Raw genomic sequence first — 15151 nt, 5'->3', positions numbered from 1 at the left:
CAAGATAATGCCAACGTTCTCCATGCATCCGGCAGTTTCAATCCGACTCGGAAAGTTCCCGCCCTGCGACCACCATCTTTGCCGCCGTCGAGGGCTAGCTCTTCGGGTTTCAATCCGACTCGGAAAGTTCCCGCCCTGCGACAGTACCACCGATCCTGGGGGGTCTGAGCTGCGGGTTTGCAAGATCCTTCCAGAACCTCCCGGCGGGGGCTGTGGATAAACTGATCCAAAAAGTTGATCGTTTACGTTTGTGCAGGTCACAGAGATATCGATCTTTGCCAGAACCTCCCCAGTTTGTCGGCGTGTCGGAGGTTCTGGATGTCGATCAAGATTTAACCGCTTGACAGCCACACTCATCGGCCCATCGAAGCCTCGCCGCGCATGGATCGCCGTCACCTCTCCATCCTCCTCGCCATCGTCCGTCAGATGCGGATAGGCGCAGGCACAGCCCCAGGGGAGACTGGCGATGACGAACCCACCACGGCTACGGATCGACGAGCACGGAGTAGCTGTCCCCGTCGGCCTGCCGGGCCGACCTGAACGGGCTCACACACCCACAGCTCCACCCCGGCCACCAGCTACCCCAGCACCGGCAAGAGTTCAAGCCCCGCAGCCCCCGGCCCGGTCAGGATCCCGCCCACCAGCCGCATCGCCGACGACCGTTCATCCCCGATCAGCGCAACGGCTCCCGATGGCTGGCTCCCCCACGAGAGAACGCCGTCCCAGACAAACCGATATCAACACGCGTCCAACGGCACGAACAACCTCGGCACGGCCCCGTGCGCGCACTACGGCAAGGCTCCGAGCACAGGCTGGTACACGACCACGGGCAGCCGCCATGACATATCGGAATTTTCTGGCGACGGCGCTGCTCATCGGCGGGTTGCTCGGCAGCGTCATGCTGCCACCGGCGTCGCCACCGCCGACCGAGATCACACCGGCCATCTACGTCCTGCCTGCCGCGAAGAGACCGTCCCCGATGACGATCCAGCCATTCAGGCCGTAGCGCCGTGGACATGCCGTCCGTCAGGCACAAGTACAGGCACACATAAACGCCGAACTGAGGGGGAGAACAATGGCCCGGACAATCCGCATCAACGGCATCGACGTACCGGTCATCGCCGACGACCTGACCGGCGCCGAACTCAAGAAAGCCGGCGGGATCCCAGCCGACCGGGTACTCGTCCGGCAGGGACGCGACCGAAACACGATCGTGCCCGACGGCCAGCGGGTCCGTGTCGCCGACGGCGAGGTCTTCGCGCACCACGCGAGGCATTCCAAGGCCGCCCCGCCCACCAACGCCCGGAACAGCAACGCCCGCGGCACGGCCGCCAGCTCAGGCGCCGGGCCGGCCGCCGCGAACATCCGCCACCGTCGAGTCCGCTGGGAGGCCGCGCAGCTCGCCGGCGGCTACCCGGGCCTGCATGTCGCCGACGACGACGCCTGGGTCATCATCCCGGATTTCCGGCTCCCGGCCGGCTGGTCACCGAACCGAACCACCGTCCTGCTCGTCCCGCCACTGACATATCCCGAATCGGCGCCAGACGGCTTCTACCTCGGGTCGCAGCTCCGTCGCCGCAACGGCGACACGCTCGTCAACCCGGGACATTATTTCCAGGGTCACAAAAACCCTTACGCCGACCTCGGCTACTACTGGTACTGCCTTGAGGACCCAGGCCGGAACTGGAATGCCTCCTACGATTCTCTGCTCACGTTCGTGGAAGCCATCCGAACCTACCTGGGGACGGCGGACTGATGCGACGCTCATCAACACGCTGTGTCATCCGAATCCCCGACGCCGTATGGGCGCCGACACGGCAGTATCTCCTCGCTGTTCCCGTCGAGCGGATGGCGTACCTGCTCGGCCATGCCAGCGTATGGACGGACCCGTGGGGCCGCACCACCACCGACATTCTCGTCCGCTGCGCGATTCCCGTTCCCGATAACGCCCTTACCCTACAGACCAGCGTACGGGTCGACGTAGACCCGGCGCTGACCGGCACGGTACTGCGTACATGCTACGAATACGCACTGTCGCTCATCGACGTCCACACCCATCCGTTCGCGGACCGTTCGGTGTGCTTCTCCGGTCATGACGAGGCGAACATGCGGATCACCCACGCCGAGTTCTCCGACGCGATCCCTGAACGACCGCCAATATTCCCTGCGTCGCTGGTCCTCGGCCGGCGCTCGGTCGCGGGAATATGGCGGAACCCGTCCAGCGGCAGTTTGGAAAACGTTGACGAGCTGCGACTGCTCGGCCGCTCTGAAAACACGCTGGACCTCACCCATTAGGAGTTCCGGCAACGCTTCCAGGAGAGACCCCAGCGCGGCCCGCGGGCAGGCGCCAGGAGACGAACCCGAATATTCCGGAGGGAATCGACATGGACGGCACACAGCTCAACGACACAGGACTCAACGACACAGGACTCAACGGAACACGGTTGGTCGAGGCACGGTTCGACCGACAGGTGCGCGCATTCGGTGCGTCCGCGCAGCGCAGGCTACGCGACCTCACCGTCGCCGTTGTCGGTGTCGGTGGCGCCGGGTCGCTGGTCGTCCAGGGGCTCGTCCACCTCGGCATCGGGCGCTTGGCGGTCGTCGACCCTGACGTTGTCGAGATGACGAACCTCAACCGGGTCGTCGGCGCCACCCCCGACGACGCCCGACAGAGCCGGCCGAAGGTCGAGGTGGCGGCACGGCTCGCGCGGGCGGTCGACCCTGCGCTGCCCGTTGCCGCGACACGGTCCAGCATCCTGGACGCCGAGAGCTGGCAAGCTCTGCGCTGCGCGGACGTGATCGTCGGAGCGGTGGACGGTCACGCCCCCCGGTGGGCACTCAACGTGCTCGCCATCCAGTACGGCCGGCTCTACATCGACATCGGCGTCGAGATCAGCCGCTCCCCGGATGCGTCCGGCCCTGACGCTTCCGCCGCGGCTGGGACGCTCGAGGTCGGCGGCCATGTCGCGGTCGTCCGTCCGGGCGGGCCATGCCTGCTCTGCCAGTGCGGCTACGACCCGGCCACCGCTGCCCTCGAACTGGACCCGGCCGCGCAAAGCGCCCGCCGCGCGGCCGGGTATCTGCCCGCCGGTGTGGACGACCCCGCACCGAGCGTGCTGTTCCTCAACCAGGCCGTCGTCGCGTTCGCGCTCGGTGAAGTCCTGAACTGGGTCTCGCCGTGGCGCCCGCCAGCCGCGCACATCCTGGTGGACCTCGTCCGTCCCGCCGTCGTCACCCTCGACGCCGATCGGGTGGACGACTGCCCCGCATGCGGCTCCGGGTCGGTACGCGGCCTCGGTGACGCAGGCGGAATCCCGTCCTTCCCCGCGCGGATGCCTGCCGGGCCGCCGGCCGCCGCCGGTCCGGGCCTCGCAGGAACCGGGTCAGCCGAGCAGTGACCAGTGGCTCCGGCTCCGGCTCCGGCGTAAGGGTTTCGTCCGTCAGAAACAGGTGGGAGGTGAGCCAGGATGGCGAACGGTAACGCCAACAACACGCTCGATCGGATGGCCCGCGAATCCACGCTGTGGGGCGCTTGGGCGCGGGTCGCCGCGGGCAGCGCCATGGCCGGCGCGGACGGAATCAATGTCGAGACATTCGGCCGGCAGCTCGGGGTCCGCCTCGACCGCCTCGCCGAGCAGCTCCGTAGCCGCACCTACGAACCTCAGCCTCTGCGTCATATGACAATCACTCGGGGCGAAAAACGTCGGCGTCTCGGACTACCTACCGTGCGCGACCGCATTGCCCAGCGTACTTTCCTCGACGTTTGCGGAAAGCGTCTCGAGGCGTCCACCGCCGAGGTGAGTTTCGCCTATCGGCGCGGTCGTTCCTGGCTGGACGCCCTCGCACAAGCCGAACGCTGCCGAGATGCCGGGCTCCGCACTGTTCTGCGCGCCGACATAGCCGAATTTTTTCGAGAAATCGACCACGATCTGCTCCGAGTGACGCTATCCGAAACGATCGCCGACCCTGAAGCGGCCGCGTTGGCGCTGGCATGGGCCTCCGCACCCGTGCTCACCGAACACGGAGTAGTCAATCGCGACCGAGGAGTACCCGAAGGTGCCCCGGTGAGCCCGGCCCTTGCCAACCTCTACCTGAGAGGCTTCGATAACGCCGTACACGGCCGCCGTGGGCATCTCGTCCGATACGCTGATGATCTTGCAGTGTTCTGTCCGGACGAAGACGCGGCCCTCGCTGCCGCGGTCGACGTCGACACGGCCCTCACCGGCCTACGTCTGCGGACGAACCCCGGCAAAACCTATGTGTCCACGTTCGACACCGGCTTTTCGTTTCTCGGCTGGGTGTTCTTCCGGGACGGCGGCTGGGCGGAGTCACCGAACGAAGGGTGGACACATCCGATGTCGGTGGGCCGCAGCGCGTCTGGTCACCGCCAGCCGAGCGGGGAGCGCCCCGGTGGCCCGAAACGCTTCGGTGGCGGGCCCGCCGATACCCATGACCAATCAAGGCGACAGGGGCCAGGACAATGGCACTGATCACACGGCAGCCACTCTACGTGCTGGGTCACGGTTCGGTGCTGTCGAAGCGAGGCGGACGGCTCGTGGTCGTCCGCGACGGTCAGGTCATCACCTCGGCGCCGCTGACCCTGGTAGCCGAGGTCATCTTGCTCGGTAACGTCACGGTGACGACCCCGACGATGAACGCGCTGCTCGCGGACGGCGTCCCGCTCGTCCTGCTGACCAGTGACGGGCGTGCTCGGGGTCGGCTCGAACCGCCCTCGGCGCCCCATATCGACCTACGCCGCCAGCAGCTCATCCGGTGCGGCGACGAGTCCGTCCGGCTCGAAACGGCCCGCTCGATCGTCCGAGGCAAAATTCACAACCAGGATGTGCTGCTACGGCGACGTGCTTCGGGTAGCGCCAGCCCGGACGAGGTGTGGGCGCTTGCGCACCGGCTCGCGGACCTCGCGAAAATCGTGGACGAAGCGCCCACGATCGGCGCTCTGCTCGGGGTCGAAGGCGCCGCCGCCGGAGCGTACTTCCGGGGCATCCGCCTGCTCCTCCCCGACATGGCCGGTTTCCAGCGGCGGGAGCGCTCGGATGTCGACATCACCAACACGCTGATCAACTACTGTTCGGCCCTGCTGCGGGAAATCGTCATGGGTGCGGTAGTCGCCGCCGGTCTCGATCCTTATCTGTCGTTCCTGCATACCCCGACGCGCGGACGACCCACCCTGGTGTTCGACCTGATGGAGGAATGGCGCCCGATCCTGTTGGAGTCGACCGTTCTCGCGCTGCTCGGCCTGGGAATGGCTCGTGCCGAGCATGTGACGGTAACCCCGGACGGCCCACGGCTCGCGTCGGAGATCACGTCCGCGGCCATCAAACGGTTCCGGGCACGCCTGGTGGCACCGGCCCGCGGATGGCCGGCAAAGGGTGCCGAAAACGGCTTGTACGCGGACCGGCTGCGTGGCCAGGCACGGGATTTCCGAAGTTGGATTCTCGGTGAGTCCGAGACGTATCAGCCCTTCGTGTGGAGATAACGATGACTGCTACCAGGCTCGGCTATGTCGTGACGTTCGATATCTCCTCCGACGCCTACCGGCGGCGAGTCGGTTCGGTACTCGAACGGAACGGCCCCCGTATTCTCCGGAGTGTCTACGATATCGAAATCCCAACGCCACGCCTGGAGCGACTCACCGATCGACTGGTCAATCTGATCGAAACCGGCGATCATGTTCTTGTCCTGCCGTACTGCACCGATTGCACATCGTCGTGGCTGGGAATGCCGATGGACGCCCCGCCCGTCAACGGCTGGATCGTGGCACCGTGAAAGGCCCGGTCATCGTCGTCTACGATATCGCCGACGACCGCCAGCGTGCACTTGCCCGTACAGCGCTCCGTCCGTTCGCGGACCGCTTCCAGCAGAGTGGCTGGTACATTCCGTCCGTCGCGGGGTTCACCGCCGCCCGGGTAACCGCGGGGCTCAGCGGACTCGCACTGCCAGGTGACCGAATCGCCGCTTACCAGCCATGCCGCGGGTGCGCCTCGGACATGCGTTGGCTCCCCAGCAGTGGATGGCGTCCCGCCGACGTCCCCGGCGGATTCTTCATGGACAGCCCACAGGACATCCGCTTCAGGACATCCCACACCATGTGACCCGCCACCGGCGGCCAGCCAGCATTTATTACGATCATGATCGGCGCATGTTTGTTGTTAGGCACGCCGATCCGGGTGAAAACCGTACACAACGACAAACACGCGCCGATCATGGATCGCGCGCTGGTCACGGACCGGAGTCGCAACGCCTGCCCACTGCCTGATGTAGATCACCGGCGATGCCGGATGGGGTCAATCCGACTCGGAAAGTTCCTGCCCTGCGACAACAACCGGAGGCGGCGGAGGGGAGGACCAGGTTTCAATCCGACTCGGAAAGTTCCTGCCCTGCGACTCGTGAACCAGAATCAGGGCTGGGAGATCTCCACGTTTCAATCCGACTCGGAAAGTTCCTGCCCTGCGACGACCCCGGTCCAGCTTACCCAGCTCGGTTTCAGTTTCAATCCGACTCGGAAAGTTCCTGCCCTGCGACAGGGCAATCCGTAGCGTTGGTGAAGCCTTGCTCGGTTTCAATCCGACTCGGAAAGTTCCTGCCCTGCGACTCAAGACAGCCCGACGGAATTCCAGCAGGGCTGGAATGTTTCAATCCGACTCGGAAAGTTCCTGCCCTGCGACCCGGCATACCGAGCCGGCGGCTGTCGTGAAAGGGGTGTTTCAATCCGACTCGGAAAGTTCCTGCCCTGCGACGATAGATTGCTAGACGGCTCCTGAGTGTTCGAGAGGGTTTCAATCCGACTCGGAAAGTTCCTGCCCTGCGACAGTACCACCGATCCTGGGGGGTCTGAGCTGCGGGTTTGCAAGATCCTTCCAGAACCTCCCAGCGGGGGCTGTGGATAAACTGATCCAAAAGGGTGATCGTTTATGTTTGTGCAGGTCACAGGGATATCGATCTTTGCCAGAACCTCCCCAGTTTGTCGGCGTGTCGGAGGTTCTGGATGTCGATCAAGATTGGGTCGCTTGACGGGATCGCGAAACTGTGCAACCGAGATGTGATCACCATCTACCCGAGAGGCGCATCCGAAGAGCATGACCCGAGCATGCCGCAGCCTGGTTGGCATCCGTCCGCCCGGACCGGTAGGAACCGCACGCCACACGGCAACCCTCCGGGTGCGGACCGGCTGACCGGCCCTACCGTGGAAACGGACCCACCGAGACGACATCAGACCCACCAGGAGACAGGAGGGGCTTGTGCCCGCCCGCATCATCGTGAACATCGCTCCAACGACTGCCGGGGCACTGCCGCCACCGCACACAGGCCCGGCGGTAAACGCCGCCGTCCTCGCCGCTATCCGCGACGGACTATCACCCCAGACCAGCACCTACCTTCACGACGGGCCACCACCCCGCCCATTCGCCATTACACCGCTGCTCGACGAACGCCAACGAACACCAGACAGAACATCACAGCATGTTCGCTTCGAGGTCGGCGTGTTACTCGACGAACTCACCGGACCGATACTCGCCGCGCTGGCTGCCCGCGACCAATGGCGCATAGGCGCCACCGACTACACAAAGCGGTCAGTGGATCTCATCGAAGCCACGCCGTACCCGGACCTGCTCGCCACCGCGGCCCCCGCGACATCCTGGAAATTCACACTCATCACCCCGGTCAGCTTCGCCACCGGACGCGAAGACGGCGCACGCCGCCAGCGCATCCTGCCCGACCCCGAACGCGTCTTCGGCACTCTCGCCGCCCGCTGGCGGACCTGGGCACCAGAGACCCCGCTCCCCCCGGACATCGACAACACGATCGACGACCACCTCGAACTCGTCGACATGCGCCTGAGCACTGCCGAACACATGATCAAACCCGGGGCGCCCTACCGGCGAGGCTGCGTCGGATCCGTCCGTTACACCCTCGCCGAACCCGCGGCTGTGCCACCGGAGACACGCAGCGCTGTCAACGCTCTCACCCGCTTCGCCCGCTATGCCGGCATCGGCGACCGCACCGCCTCCGGCATGGGCTACACCCTCACCGAGGCAGACGAGCGCCTCACCCGCGGGCGACACCACCCCAGCCCCGCGGCATAGACACAAGCACCTGACCGTGCGCGATGCACTGTAGCTTTCCATCGATACTCAGCCGCGCAGCAGGGTGATGGCGCGACCAGCAGGACTGGTCACGATAGTGATCATCGTGCGTTTGTCGATGGCCGGGGCGGCGGACGTAGCCGCCGCCGTTCACAACACGCTGCAGAAACGCCCTCAGCACCAAGCGGGGGCGGCCTCATCGTAAAGCTGGCCAGAGGCCTGGATATCACCGTTGGCCTTCCACCGGCATCGTGGCTGTGACGACCATCGGGGCCGACGGCCGAGGTGTATGACCCGCTGCACGCCAAGCCCTACCCGTCAAAGAGTGGTGACGAACTCCTCGATCGACAGGCCCGTGTCACGAATGATCCGACGCAGCGTCCCGACCGGGATGTCACGACCGGGATGAACAGGAACGACCGTGAAGCGCCCGTCAGCGTTCCTCAGCATCTGATGGCTTCCCTTGACACGGATCACCTCGAAGCCAAGCTTCTCAAGAACCTTGACCACTTCCCCGCCCGGCAGCATGGGAAGAGGTGGCTTCAGGCGACGTCCTGCACGATCGTCAGGACCGGCGGAACGCCGAGCTCCTCGATGACCAGGCTGACAGCCTCGTAGAGATCGGCCACGGCGTCCTCGGCAGTGTTACCGAGCCCGTGCGCGCCACCGCTGGGGAACGACGCATGGGCCGTCCAGACACCGTCCTCCCCCTGCAGCAGCTCGTAGGGGATCTGGACCAGCTGCTTCATAACGCTGACTCTACGCCGCCAGCCGCGGGGCTCGGCAGTCTCCAGCGGTCAGGGCAGCACCCGCAACGGCGGCCGCACCCTGGTCGGCGTGGGCTTCCATCGCACGGACCGAGGCCGTCATGGTCCCAGTCGCGATGTGTCCGACGGACTGACCGCCGAACGAGCCCGCTCGCTGGCGCAGGCGGCAGGGTCTGTGCGCGCCGAGGGCCGCACTGCCGGGGCCGACATCGAGATAATCAGGACGACACCCGGGCGCGGGCCGGGCGCCGTCTTACAGTGTCCGGTAATCGGGTAGAGAACTCACCGGGTGCCCCCGGTAAACCAGACGGGGCTTCTCCGGGACGCCCGGGAAATCCGCGTCAACCCGACAAATGACCAAATGACCAGGGGAGGTCCCGCAGTGGCCGAAGGTGACGTCGTAGCTGTTCTGACGCGCGACCACGATAAGGTCGAAGAACTGTTTCGGCATTACGACCAGACATCCTCGACGACGGCAAAGAAGCAGCTGGCGGTAGATATCATTCTTGAGCTGCTCCGGCACTCGGCGGCCGAGGAAAAAATCGTCTACCCTACGGCCAGAAAAATCATCCCAAACGGCGACGAGGTGATCGAGAAGGAAATCGCCCAGCAGGCCGCGGCCAGGAGAACCATGACGGCACTCCGTGCCACAAAGCCGACCGACCCCGATTTCGACCGGCTGGTGCACGAGCTGCTGGCGATGGTCGGTGAACACGTGTGGGAGCAGGAGGAGGTCTGGTTCCCGCAGCTGCGCCAACGGATGCCGGCCGACGGTCTTCGCGAGCTCGCCGAACAGGTCGAGGCGATGCATGCGGCGTCGCGGGTACAGCCGACCGCACCGCCGGCGCCCCAGCCGTCCCCCCAGCCTCCCGGCAGGCTTCTCCTCGGCGCGGGAATCACGATTGTCAACCGGGCACGTCACCTGCTGACCGCGCTGGCTCGAGTCCTCAACGCCGTCGCCGGATTCGTCCGCAGGCCCGCCGTAGGTACCTGCGCGGCCTGACCGGTGCTCCGCGGCTCCGGCCGCAGGGACGCGGGTCAGGAGACGGGAAAAACCGCGGAGAGCTTCCCTTCCGGGTCGAGCACGGCCAGGAGCGCCTGGCTGATGGCGCCGAGCTGCTCGATCCGGGTCGGGTCGAGCCCGTCGAAAACAAGCCGCCGCACCGTTTCGACATGTCCCGGGGCGGTCGCGGTGAGGACGTCGTAACCTGCGTCCGTGAGTACGGCAACCTGGCCACGCCGGTCGGTCGGGCACCTCTCCCGGCGGACCCAGCCCCGCTCCTCATGACGCGCCACCACGTGGGACAAACGACTTTGGGACGAGTTGGTCGCACGGGCGAGTTCGCTCATCCGCATGGAGCGACCGGATGCCTCGGAAAGAATCACCAGCACCGCGTAGGCGGCGTGGGTCATGCCGGCATCGCTCTGGAGCTGTCGGTCAAGAGCATCCGCGAGGAGCTCTGTCGCCGCGAGGAAAGCCCGCCATGTTCGTTGCTCGTCGCTGTCAAGCCACCGCGTTCCGGCCATGGTCACAGCCTAGGGCTCCGGAAGGACCTCCGGGTGCGTGAAAAACCATACGCACACCGCTCAAAAAGTTGCTTGCGCGAACACCGATACGCTGATGAGGTCAAAGCAGCCGCTGGCCCGCCCGCGGCCACCCGGCCACCGACACGACAGCCCGCACGACCCTTCCAGGAGGAAACGATGACGTCTCCCACGAACACATCTGACGATCTCACCGGCACCTGGACGATCGACCCGGTGCACAGCCGCCTGGGCTTCGCCGTCCGCCACGCCCTGGTCACCACAGTCCGCGGAGGCTTCGACAGCTTCGAAGGGACGCTGAACCTCAACGGCGCTGAGCCCCTGGCGTCCAGCGCCACCGTGACCATCTCCACCACCAGCATCAACACGGGCAACGCCGACCGGGACGGGCACCTGCGCAGCGGTGACTTCCTCGACGTCGAGCAGTACCCGTCGATCACCTTCGTCAGCAACACCGCGAAGAGCGGCGGCAGCGACGACAGCTTCATCCTCAGCGGTGACATCACCATCCACGGCGTGACCAAGCCGATCGACATCGAGATCGAGTTCGGGGGCTCGGCCAAGGACCCGTTCGGCAACACCCGGGCTGGCTTCGAAGGAAGCACAACGATCAACCGCAAGGACTTCGGGATCACCTTCAACGCTCCGCTTGAGACCGGTGGTCTCCTCCTCAGCGACAAGGTGAAGATCGAGCTGGACATTTCGGCAATCAAGTCCGCCTGACCGTAGCCGGGCTCAGCCGGGGTGGGCCAGCCCACCCCGGCCGTTCACAGATCGAGGACGAGCTTCGGGGTGCGGCTGCGGGAGACGCAGACCATCATGAGGCCAGACGCTGCTCGCTCCTCCTCGGTGAGGATGGAATCCCGGTGATCCGGCTCGCCTTCGACGACACCGGTCTCGCAGGTGCCGCAGACACCCTCCCGGCAGGACGACAACACATCCACCCCGGCCGCTTCCAACGCCTCGAGCACCGACAGCGACGTGGGGACCCGCACCGTCCGGCCGCTCTGGGCAAGAACGACGTCGAACTCGCTCAGAGCAACCGCGACATCGCCAGTACCCGCGGTACCGGCCGTCCCGGCACCGGCGATGTCGTCCGCTCCCACCGGGCGCGGTTGAAAACGCTCGACGTGCAGACTGCCGGCCGGCCATGCCGAGCATCGCGACTCCACCGCCGCCAGCAGCCCCTCGGGGCCACAGCAGTAGACCGCGACATCCGGGCGGGGAATGTCCAGCAGGCTGGCCAGGTCAAGCTGGCCATGAATGTCCTCGGGGTGGATCGTCACGCGGCTCCCGTACTGGGCCAACCGGTCGAGGAAAGCCATGGACGCATGCCGCCGCCCGCCGTAGACGAGCCGCCACGTGGCACCGGCGGCCTGCGCCGCGTGGACCATCGGCAGGATGGGGGTGATGCCGATCCCGCCCGCGAGGAACAGATACTCCGGCGCCGGGACAAGCTGGAAGTTGTTCCGTGGAGCGCTGGCCGTCACCTGGTCGCCGACGTCGAGAACCTGATGCACGTGCCGGGACCCGCCGCGCCCGTCGGGCTCGTGCAGTACGCCGATCTCCCAACGCTCGCCGTCGGCGGGATCACCACACAGTGAATACTGGCGGACCAGCTGGTCGGCCAGGATCAGGTCAATATGCGCGCCCGGCGTCCATGTCGGTAGCGCGACGCCGTCAGGACGGGTGAGCACCACCCGCACCACCGCCTCAGCGACGCGCTCCTTCGCCGCGACAACCAGCTCGAACCGGCCGTCCCCCAACACACTCGCGGACATTGCCCACCGCCTTCCCGACGTCGTTCGCGCCTGCCATCCCGCGCGCTGGAGACCCCTGCCACCGGACGCACAGCCCGGCGGGCGGGCGCGGCTTCCCACAGCGCCCGCAGCGCCCGCGGCGTGCGCGCGGTGCCGCAGAGCAGACTTCCACTTCCGCGGCTGACATGCCCTGGCTCCATCCTCGCCGCCGTCGGACCACCTAGTGGTCTGCGTAACCCGCCCCCATAATGCCCGCCCTGTCCGTAGTCTGATCGTTACAGATCCCCTCACGCTGGCAGGATCATCGTGAGATATGGAGGCGACATGGCACGGGACAAGGGACAGCGAAAACGGGACCGGGAGAACCGCGGAACCGCGGGGCTGAAGGACTGCGGCACATGCGGCGGCACCGGAAATGTGATCGTGGAAAGGGCTGAACAAGACGAGGATGGGATCTTCAGCGGCGACCAGCACGAGACCTGCCGGAGCTGTCGCGGCACCGGGAGGATCGGCCGATGAGCAACGGCCTGGTTCCGCTGCTGGTCCTCCGCTGCCCAGAACACCAGCGGTCCCGACGGCGCGTCGAGGCCGGGCCGAAGGGATCCCGGCCCGGCCATCGCTGCACGCGGTGCCGGACGGTATGGGCCGACGGGCAGGGCCCCGATGCCGGGCACGGCAAGGGGGGTACCGACCCGCCCGGACCGGTCGTCGGCTCCGCCTGATACACACGTCCCTCCCAAGCTGCCCCCTTCGGGGGCTGTCGGATGCCAGGTGGAGGCGTCGCGAGGCAGCCCAGGCCCCGGTGTAGCGGGTGCTCTACCTGGGCTGACGACAACGACGCGAGGCGCCACCTGGCGCCGGCAGCCCCTGGATGAACGCCCAGCGCCGACCGCTGAAGTGCCCTTGGCAGGAATCGGACCTGCGACCCATCGTTGAGGAGCTGCCGTCGACAGCCGGTGTGATGAGCGTGCCAATGGTTCCGGCGCGGTGAACGTCCCCATCATCACGATTCGAGACCGGCCCGCAGACCGAGTACGTTCGCGGCGGTCGTGCCGGAGATCGTGACCGCGGATGGGATAGCGGTCAGGCCGCTTCCCGACACGCTGTATGTCGGACTGGTCGTGGCTGCCGTCAGGCCGGCGTTTGCAGCCGCGACGGAGGCAGGGCCCCGGCCGAGCCGAGCATGTCCCGCCGGGCCAGCAGCCCACCAGTCGGCAATCTCGCCGGCCGCCGATGCGATGTACACCCCCAGGTCAGCCGCACCGCCATCATGCGCCCAGTAAAGGCCGGAGTGACGCTCTTGCCGAGGTGGAGCGGTCAGGCAGCGTCAGTGAGGACCTTGGCCTCGCGGAACTGGCCGTCATCCCACCCCAGCGTCCGATCGCCGATGTCGTGAATTGCGGCGCGCAGGGACGAACGGCTCCAGCGGATCGCTTCATGGATGGCCTCGTCGTCGAACCGGTCAACCTCGACGATCATGCTGACGTCCGCCCAGCCCTCGGCGAGGCTCGCGGCGATATCCGGCCCATCCAACGGTCCGCGGTACACGACACGCTGCGCGACCAGCACTCTCACTTCGACTACTCCCAGCGCGTCGCCCTCTTCAGCTGCCCGAGGAGGTTCCGTCGCAGGTCAGCGATGCGTTGTGCCCTTGGTAGGAATCGGACCTACGACCTATCGCTTAGGAGGCGATCGCTCTATCCACTGAGCTACAAGGGCGCGTCAGCACGAGCATAGTCGTGACACAGCCGCCCGTTCACGCGCCGACGCGGACGACAGGTGCCAGACGCGGTGACGCGGGCGTTTGTCAGCGCTCGCCGGGGTGGCGCCTCGCCCGTCCGGTCAGCCGAACCGATCAATCGAACCGATCAATCGAACTGGTCAGCCGAACTGCTCGGCGAGACCGACGAGCTCCTTGCACCGCGGGCATACCGGGAACCGCTGCGGATCCCGTACCGGTTCGAACTGGTAGCCGCACAGGGCAGTCACCCGGCCGCCTTCGATGGATGCCCGGACGATCTCCTCATGACGGGCGTAGTGGGCGAAGTCATTACCCTCATCCGTATCGCTGTGGGTGGTCTCCGGTGCGATCTGGGTCGAGCTCATGCACCCAAGTGTAGGACGTCGCGCCGTGGTCTCCGACCCCCGATCGAGCCTGGCCGGCCGCCGATCGGGGCAGACCACACCTCGACGCGCGGGCGTACCCTGGACCCTGGACGAAGGAGCCCGGTGACTGGACTAATCGACAGTACCGAGATGTACCTCCGCACCCTCTACGAGCTGAGGGAGGAGGGCATCCCGCCGCTGCGCGCGCGCTTGGTAGAAAGATTGCACGTCAGCGCCCCCGCGGCCAGCGAATCGACCTCGCGGCTGGCAGGCGAGGGGCTGGTCGCCCTCGCCGACGACCGCACCGTGCAGTTCACCGAGAAGGGGCTCGCCCGCGCGACCGCGGTCATGCGCAAGCACCGCCTCGCGGAGCTTCTCCTCACCCGAGTGATCGGTCTGGACTGGCCCCTGGTGCACAACGAGGCGTGCCGATGGGAACACGTGATCTCCGACGAGGTGGAGATGCGGCTCACCGACATCCTTGGCGACCCGAAGAGATGCCCGTTTGGCAACGTCATCCCAACTGGCTCGTTCGACCGCCCGGCCGGGCCGCGGCCACCGGCACCGCTGAGCCTGCTGGCCGCCGCGGACTTCGCGGGCTTCCGGGCGACCCCGGTGACGGTCAGCTGGATCTCCGAACGGCTCCAGACAGACGAACGCACCATGCGCCAGCTGCGCGATGGTGGGGTGATGCCAGGTGCCACGGTCATCGTCCGCGGGCAGGGTGACGTCGTCGAAGTCGTGTCCTCGGCGCAGGACCCAGCGTGTGACGAGCCGGCCACCATCGAGCTCTCGCGGCGGGGCGCGGGGCTCGTCTATGTGGAGCGGACCCCCCACGAACGGGACGTCATCATGGCGTGAACCCCGCCAG

The 15151-nt window shown here is 66.4% G+C and carries 19 protein-coding genes, 1 tRNA gene and 1 CRISPR repeat array; of the genes, 13 read left to right on the top strand and 7 right to left on the bottom strand.

The genetic code is table 11. The features are described 5' to 3' along the window. The first annotated feature begins 838 nt into the window (after positions 1-838). The 9 genes from MJ777_RS02005 (at position 839) to cas6 (ending at position 8102) form a co-directional block, all read left to right on the top strand. Positions 839-1006: a hypothetical protein gene (locus tag MJ777_RS02005; RefSeq protein ID WP_239372780.1), complete on the top strand. Its 168-nt coding sequence runs from the start codon at positions 839-841 to the stop codon at positions 1004-1006. A 69-nt stretch (positions 1007-1075) separates the two neighbouring features. Then, on the top strand, positions 1076-1756 hold the full coding sequence (locus tag MJ777_RS02000) for an E2/UBC family protein (RefSeq protein WP_239372778.1): 681 nt from the start codon (positions 1076-1078) through the stop codon (positions 1754-1756). Continuing rightward, the gene (locus MJ777_RS01995) at positions 1756-2295 is read left to right on the top strand and encodes a hypothetical protein (protein WP_239372776.1); all 540 of its coding nucleotides are present in this window, start codon (positions 1756-1758) and stop codon (positions 2293-2295) included. Before MJ777_RS02000 ends, MJ777_RS01995 begins: the two co-directional genes overlap by 1 nt. 89 nt (positions 2296-2384) lie before the next feature. After that, positions 2385-3398, top strand: a complete 1014-nt coding sequence (locus MJ777_RS01990; protein WP_239372774.1) for a ThiF family adenylyltransferase — start codon at positions 2385-2387, stop codon at positions 3396-3398. Positions 3399-3467: 69 nt separating this feature from the next. Further along, positions 3468-4490 (top strand): reverse transcriptase domain-containing protein, encoded by a 1023-nt coding sequence (locus MJ777_RS01985; RefSeq protein WP_239372772.1) that lies wholly within the window; start codon positions 3468-3470, stop codon positions 4488-4490. After that, positions 4481-5497 (top strand): CRISPR-associated endonuclease Cas1, encoded by a 1017-nt coding sequence (gene cas1 / locus MJ777_RS01980; RefSeq protein ID WP_239372771.1) that lies wholly within the window; start codon positions 4481-4483, stop codon positions 5495-5497. The genes MJ777_RS01985 and cas1 overlap by 10 nt, the downstream gene beginning before the upstream one ends. A gap of 2 nt (positions 5498-5499) precedes the next feature. Then, positions 5500-5787: a CRISPR-associated endonuclease Cas2 gene (locus tag MJ777_RS01975; RefSeq protein WP_239372758.1), complete on the top strand. Its 288-nt coding sequence runs from the start codon at positions 5500-5502 to the stop codon at positions 5785-5787. Next, complete coding sequence (locus MJ777_RS01970; protein WP_239372756.1) at positions 5784-6113, top strand: CRISPR-associated endonuclease Cas2; 330 nt, start codon at positions 5784-5786, stop codon at positions 6111-6113. The genes MJ777_RS01975 and MJ777_RS01970 overlap by 4 nt, the downstream gene beginning before the upstream one ends. A 189-nt stretch (positions 6114-6302) precedes the next feature. Then, a CRISPR array of direct repeats spans positions 6303-6830; the repeat unit is 36 nt; unit sequence GTTTCAATCCGACTCGGAAAGTTCCTGCCCTGCGAC. 429 nt (positions 6831-7259) lie between these two features. Then, positions 7260-8102, top strand: coding sequence for a CRISPR-associated endoribonuclease Cas6 (gene cas6, locus MJ777_RS01965; RefSeq protein ID WP_239372754.1), 843 nt, complete (start codon positions 7260-7262; stop codon positions 8100-8102). Between the two features lie 318 nt (positions 8103-8420). Here the strand turns inward: cas6 and MJ777_RS01960 are convergent, their stop codons facing one another. Together MJ777_RS01960 and MJ777_RS01955 are read right to left on the bottom strand one after the other, a co-directional pair. After that, entirely contained in the window at positions 8421-8612 is a 192-nt protein-coding gene (locus MJ777_RS01960) for a type II toxin-antitoxin system HicA family toxin (protein ID WP_239309908.1), read from the bottom strand. Positions 8613-8644: 32 nt separating this feature from the next. Then, entirely contained in the window at positions 8645-8851 is a 207-nt protein-coding gene (locus MJ777_RS01955; RefSeq protein WP_239372752.1) for a hypothetical protein, read from the bottom strand. Positions 8852-9251: 400 nt separating this feature from the next. Here MJ777_RS01955 and MJ777_RS01950 point away from each other — a divergent pair, with 400 nt between their 5' ends. Next, positions 9252-9872: a hemerythrin domain-containing protein gene (locus MJ777_RS01950; protein WP_239309906.1), complete on the top strand. Its 621-nt coding sequence runs from the start codon at positions 9252-9254 to the stop codon at positions 9870-9872. A 35-nt stretch (positions 9873-9907) separates the two neighbouring features. Here the strand turns inward: MJ777_RS01950 and MJ777_RS01945 are convergent, their stop codons facing one another. Then, positions 9908-10396 (bottom strand): MarR family winged helix-turn-helix transcriptional regulator, encoded by a 489-nt coding sequence (locus MJ777_RS01945; protein ID WP_239309905.1) that lies wholly within the window; start codon positions 10394-10396, stop codon positions 9908-9910. Positions 10397-10573: 177 nt separating this feature from the next. Between MJ777_RS01945 and MJ777_RS01940 the strand changes: the two genes are divergently transcribed. Then, positions 10574-11137, top strand: a complete 564-nt coding sequence (locus MJ777_RS01940; RefSeq protein ID WP_239309904.1) for a YceI family protein — start codon at positions 10574-10576, stop codon at positions 11135-11137. Positions 11138-11181: 44 nt separating this feature from the next. Here MJ777_RS01940 and MJ777_RS01935 read toward each other — a convergent pair whose 3' ends face one another. After that, a complete protein-coding gene (locus MJ777_RS01935) occupies positions 11182-12195 on the bottom strand; it encodes a PDR/VanB family oxidoreductase (RefSeq protein WP_239372750.1) in 1014 nt (337 codons plus the stop codon). A 494-nt stretch (positions 12196-12689) separates the two neighbouring features. On the opposite strand from MJ777_RS01935, the gene MJ777_RS01930 reads away from it, so the two are divergent. Then, positions 12690-12896 carry a hypothetical protein gene (locus MJ777_RS01930; RefSeq protein ID WP_239372748.1) on the top strand — a complete coding sequence of 69 codons (207 nt, stop codon included), beginning with the start codon at positions 12690-12692 and terminating at the stop codon, positions 12894-12896. A gap of 595 nt (positions 12897-13491) precedes the next feature. On the opposite strand, the gene MJ777_RS01925 is transcribed toward MJ777_RS01930, so the two are convergent. The 3 genes from MJ777_RS01925 to MJ777_RS01915 form a co-directional block, all read right to left on the bottom strand. Next, positions 13492-13749, bottom strand: coding sequence for a hypothetical protein (locus tag MJ777_RS01925; protein WP_239344583.1), 258 nt, complete (start codon positions 13747-13749; stop codon positions 13492-13494). A 71-nt stretch (positions 13750-13820) separates the two neighbouring features. Further along, positions 13821-13893: transfer RNA gene (locus tag MJ777_RS01920), tRNA-Arg, on the bottom strand. 162 nt (positions 13894-14055) lie between these two features. Continuing rightward, on the bottom strand, positions 14056-14280 hold the full coding sequence (locus MJ777_RS01915) for a DUF3039 domain-containing protein (protein WP_239309901.1): 225 nt from the start codon (positions 14278-14280) through the stop codon (positions 14056-14058). A gap of 123 nt (positions 14281-14403) precedes the next feature. On the opposite strand from MJ777_RS01915, the gene MJ777_RS01910 reads away from it, so the two are divergent. Continuing rightward, positions 14404-15141 carry a metal-dependent transcriptional regulator gene (locus MJ777_RS01910; RefSeq protein WP_239309900.1) on the top strand — a complete coding sequence of 246 codons (738 nt, stop codon included), beginning with the start codon at positions 14404-14406 and terminating at the stop codon, positions 15139-15141. Positions 15142-15151: the final 10 nt, after the last annotated feature.

The sequence above is a fragment of the Protofrankia sp. Cj5 genome, assembly GCF_917627405.1.
Classification (GTDB): domain Bacteria; phylum Actinomycetota; class Actinomycetes; order Frankiales; family Frankiaceae; genus Protofrankia.
Note: the sequence above shows the minus strand (reverse complement) of the source record. Positions and strands in the feature narration are given on the sequence as shown.

Coding starts and splice junctions, on each gene's coding strand:
- MJ777_RS01990 (WP_239372774.1), top strand. CDS start 2,385: ATGGACGGCACACAGCTCAACGACACAGGACTCAACGACACAGGACTC.
- MJ777_RS01955 (WP_239372752.1), bottom strand. CDS start 8,851: ATGAAGCAGCTGGTCCAGATCCCCTACGAGCTGCTGCAGGGGGAGGAC.
- MJ777_RS01985 (WP_239372772.1), top strand. CDS start 3,468: ATGGCGAACGGTAACGCCAACAACACGCTCGATCGGATGGCCCGCGAA.
- MJ777_RS02000 (WP_239372778.1), top strand. CDS start 1,076: ATGGCCCGGACAATCCGCATCAACGGCATCGACGTACCGGTCATCGCC.
- MJ777_RS01940 (WP_239309904.1), top strand. CDS start 10,574: ATGACGTCTCCCACGAACACATCTGACGATCTCACCGGCACCTGGACG.
- MJ777_RS01975 (WP_239372758.1), top strand. CDS start 5,500: ATGACTGCTACCAGGCTCGGCTATGTCGTGACGTTCGATATCTCCTCC.
- MJ777_RS01945 (WP_239309905.1), bottom strand. CDS start 10,396: ATGGCCGGAACGCGGTGGCTTGACAGCGACGAGCAACGAACATGGCGG.
- cas1 (WP_239372771.1), top strand. CDS start 4,481: ATGGCACTGATCACACGGCAGCCACTCTACGTGCTGGGTCACGGTTCG.
- MJ777_RS01935 (WP_239372750.1), bottom strand. CDS start 12,195: ATGTCCGCGAGTGTGTTGGGGGACGGCCGGTTCGAGCTGGTTGTCGCG.
- MJ777_RS01930 (WP_239372748.1), top strand. CDS start 12,690: ATGAGCAACGGCCTGGTTCCGCTGCTGGTCCTCCGCTGCCCAGAACAC.
- MJ777_RS01915 (WP_239309901.1), bottom strand. CDS start 14,280: ATGAGCTCGACCCAGATCGCACCGGAGACCACCCACAGCGATACGGAT.
- MJ777_RS01995 (WP_239372776.1), top strand. CDS start 1,756: ATGCGACGCTCATCAACACGCTGTGTCATCCGAATCCCCGACGCCGTA.
- MJ777_RS02005 (WP_239372780.1), top strand. CDS start 839: ATGACATATCGGAATTTTCTGGCGACGGCGCTGCTCATCGGCGGGTTG.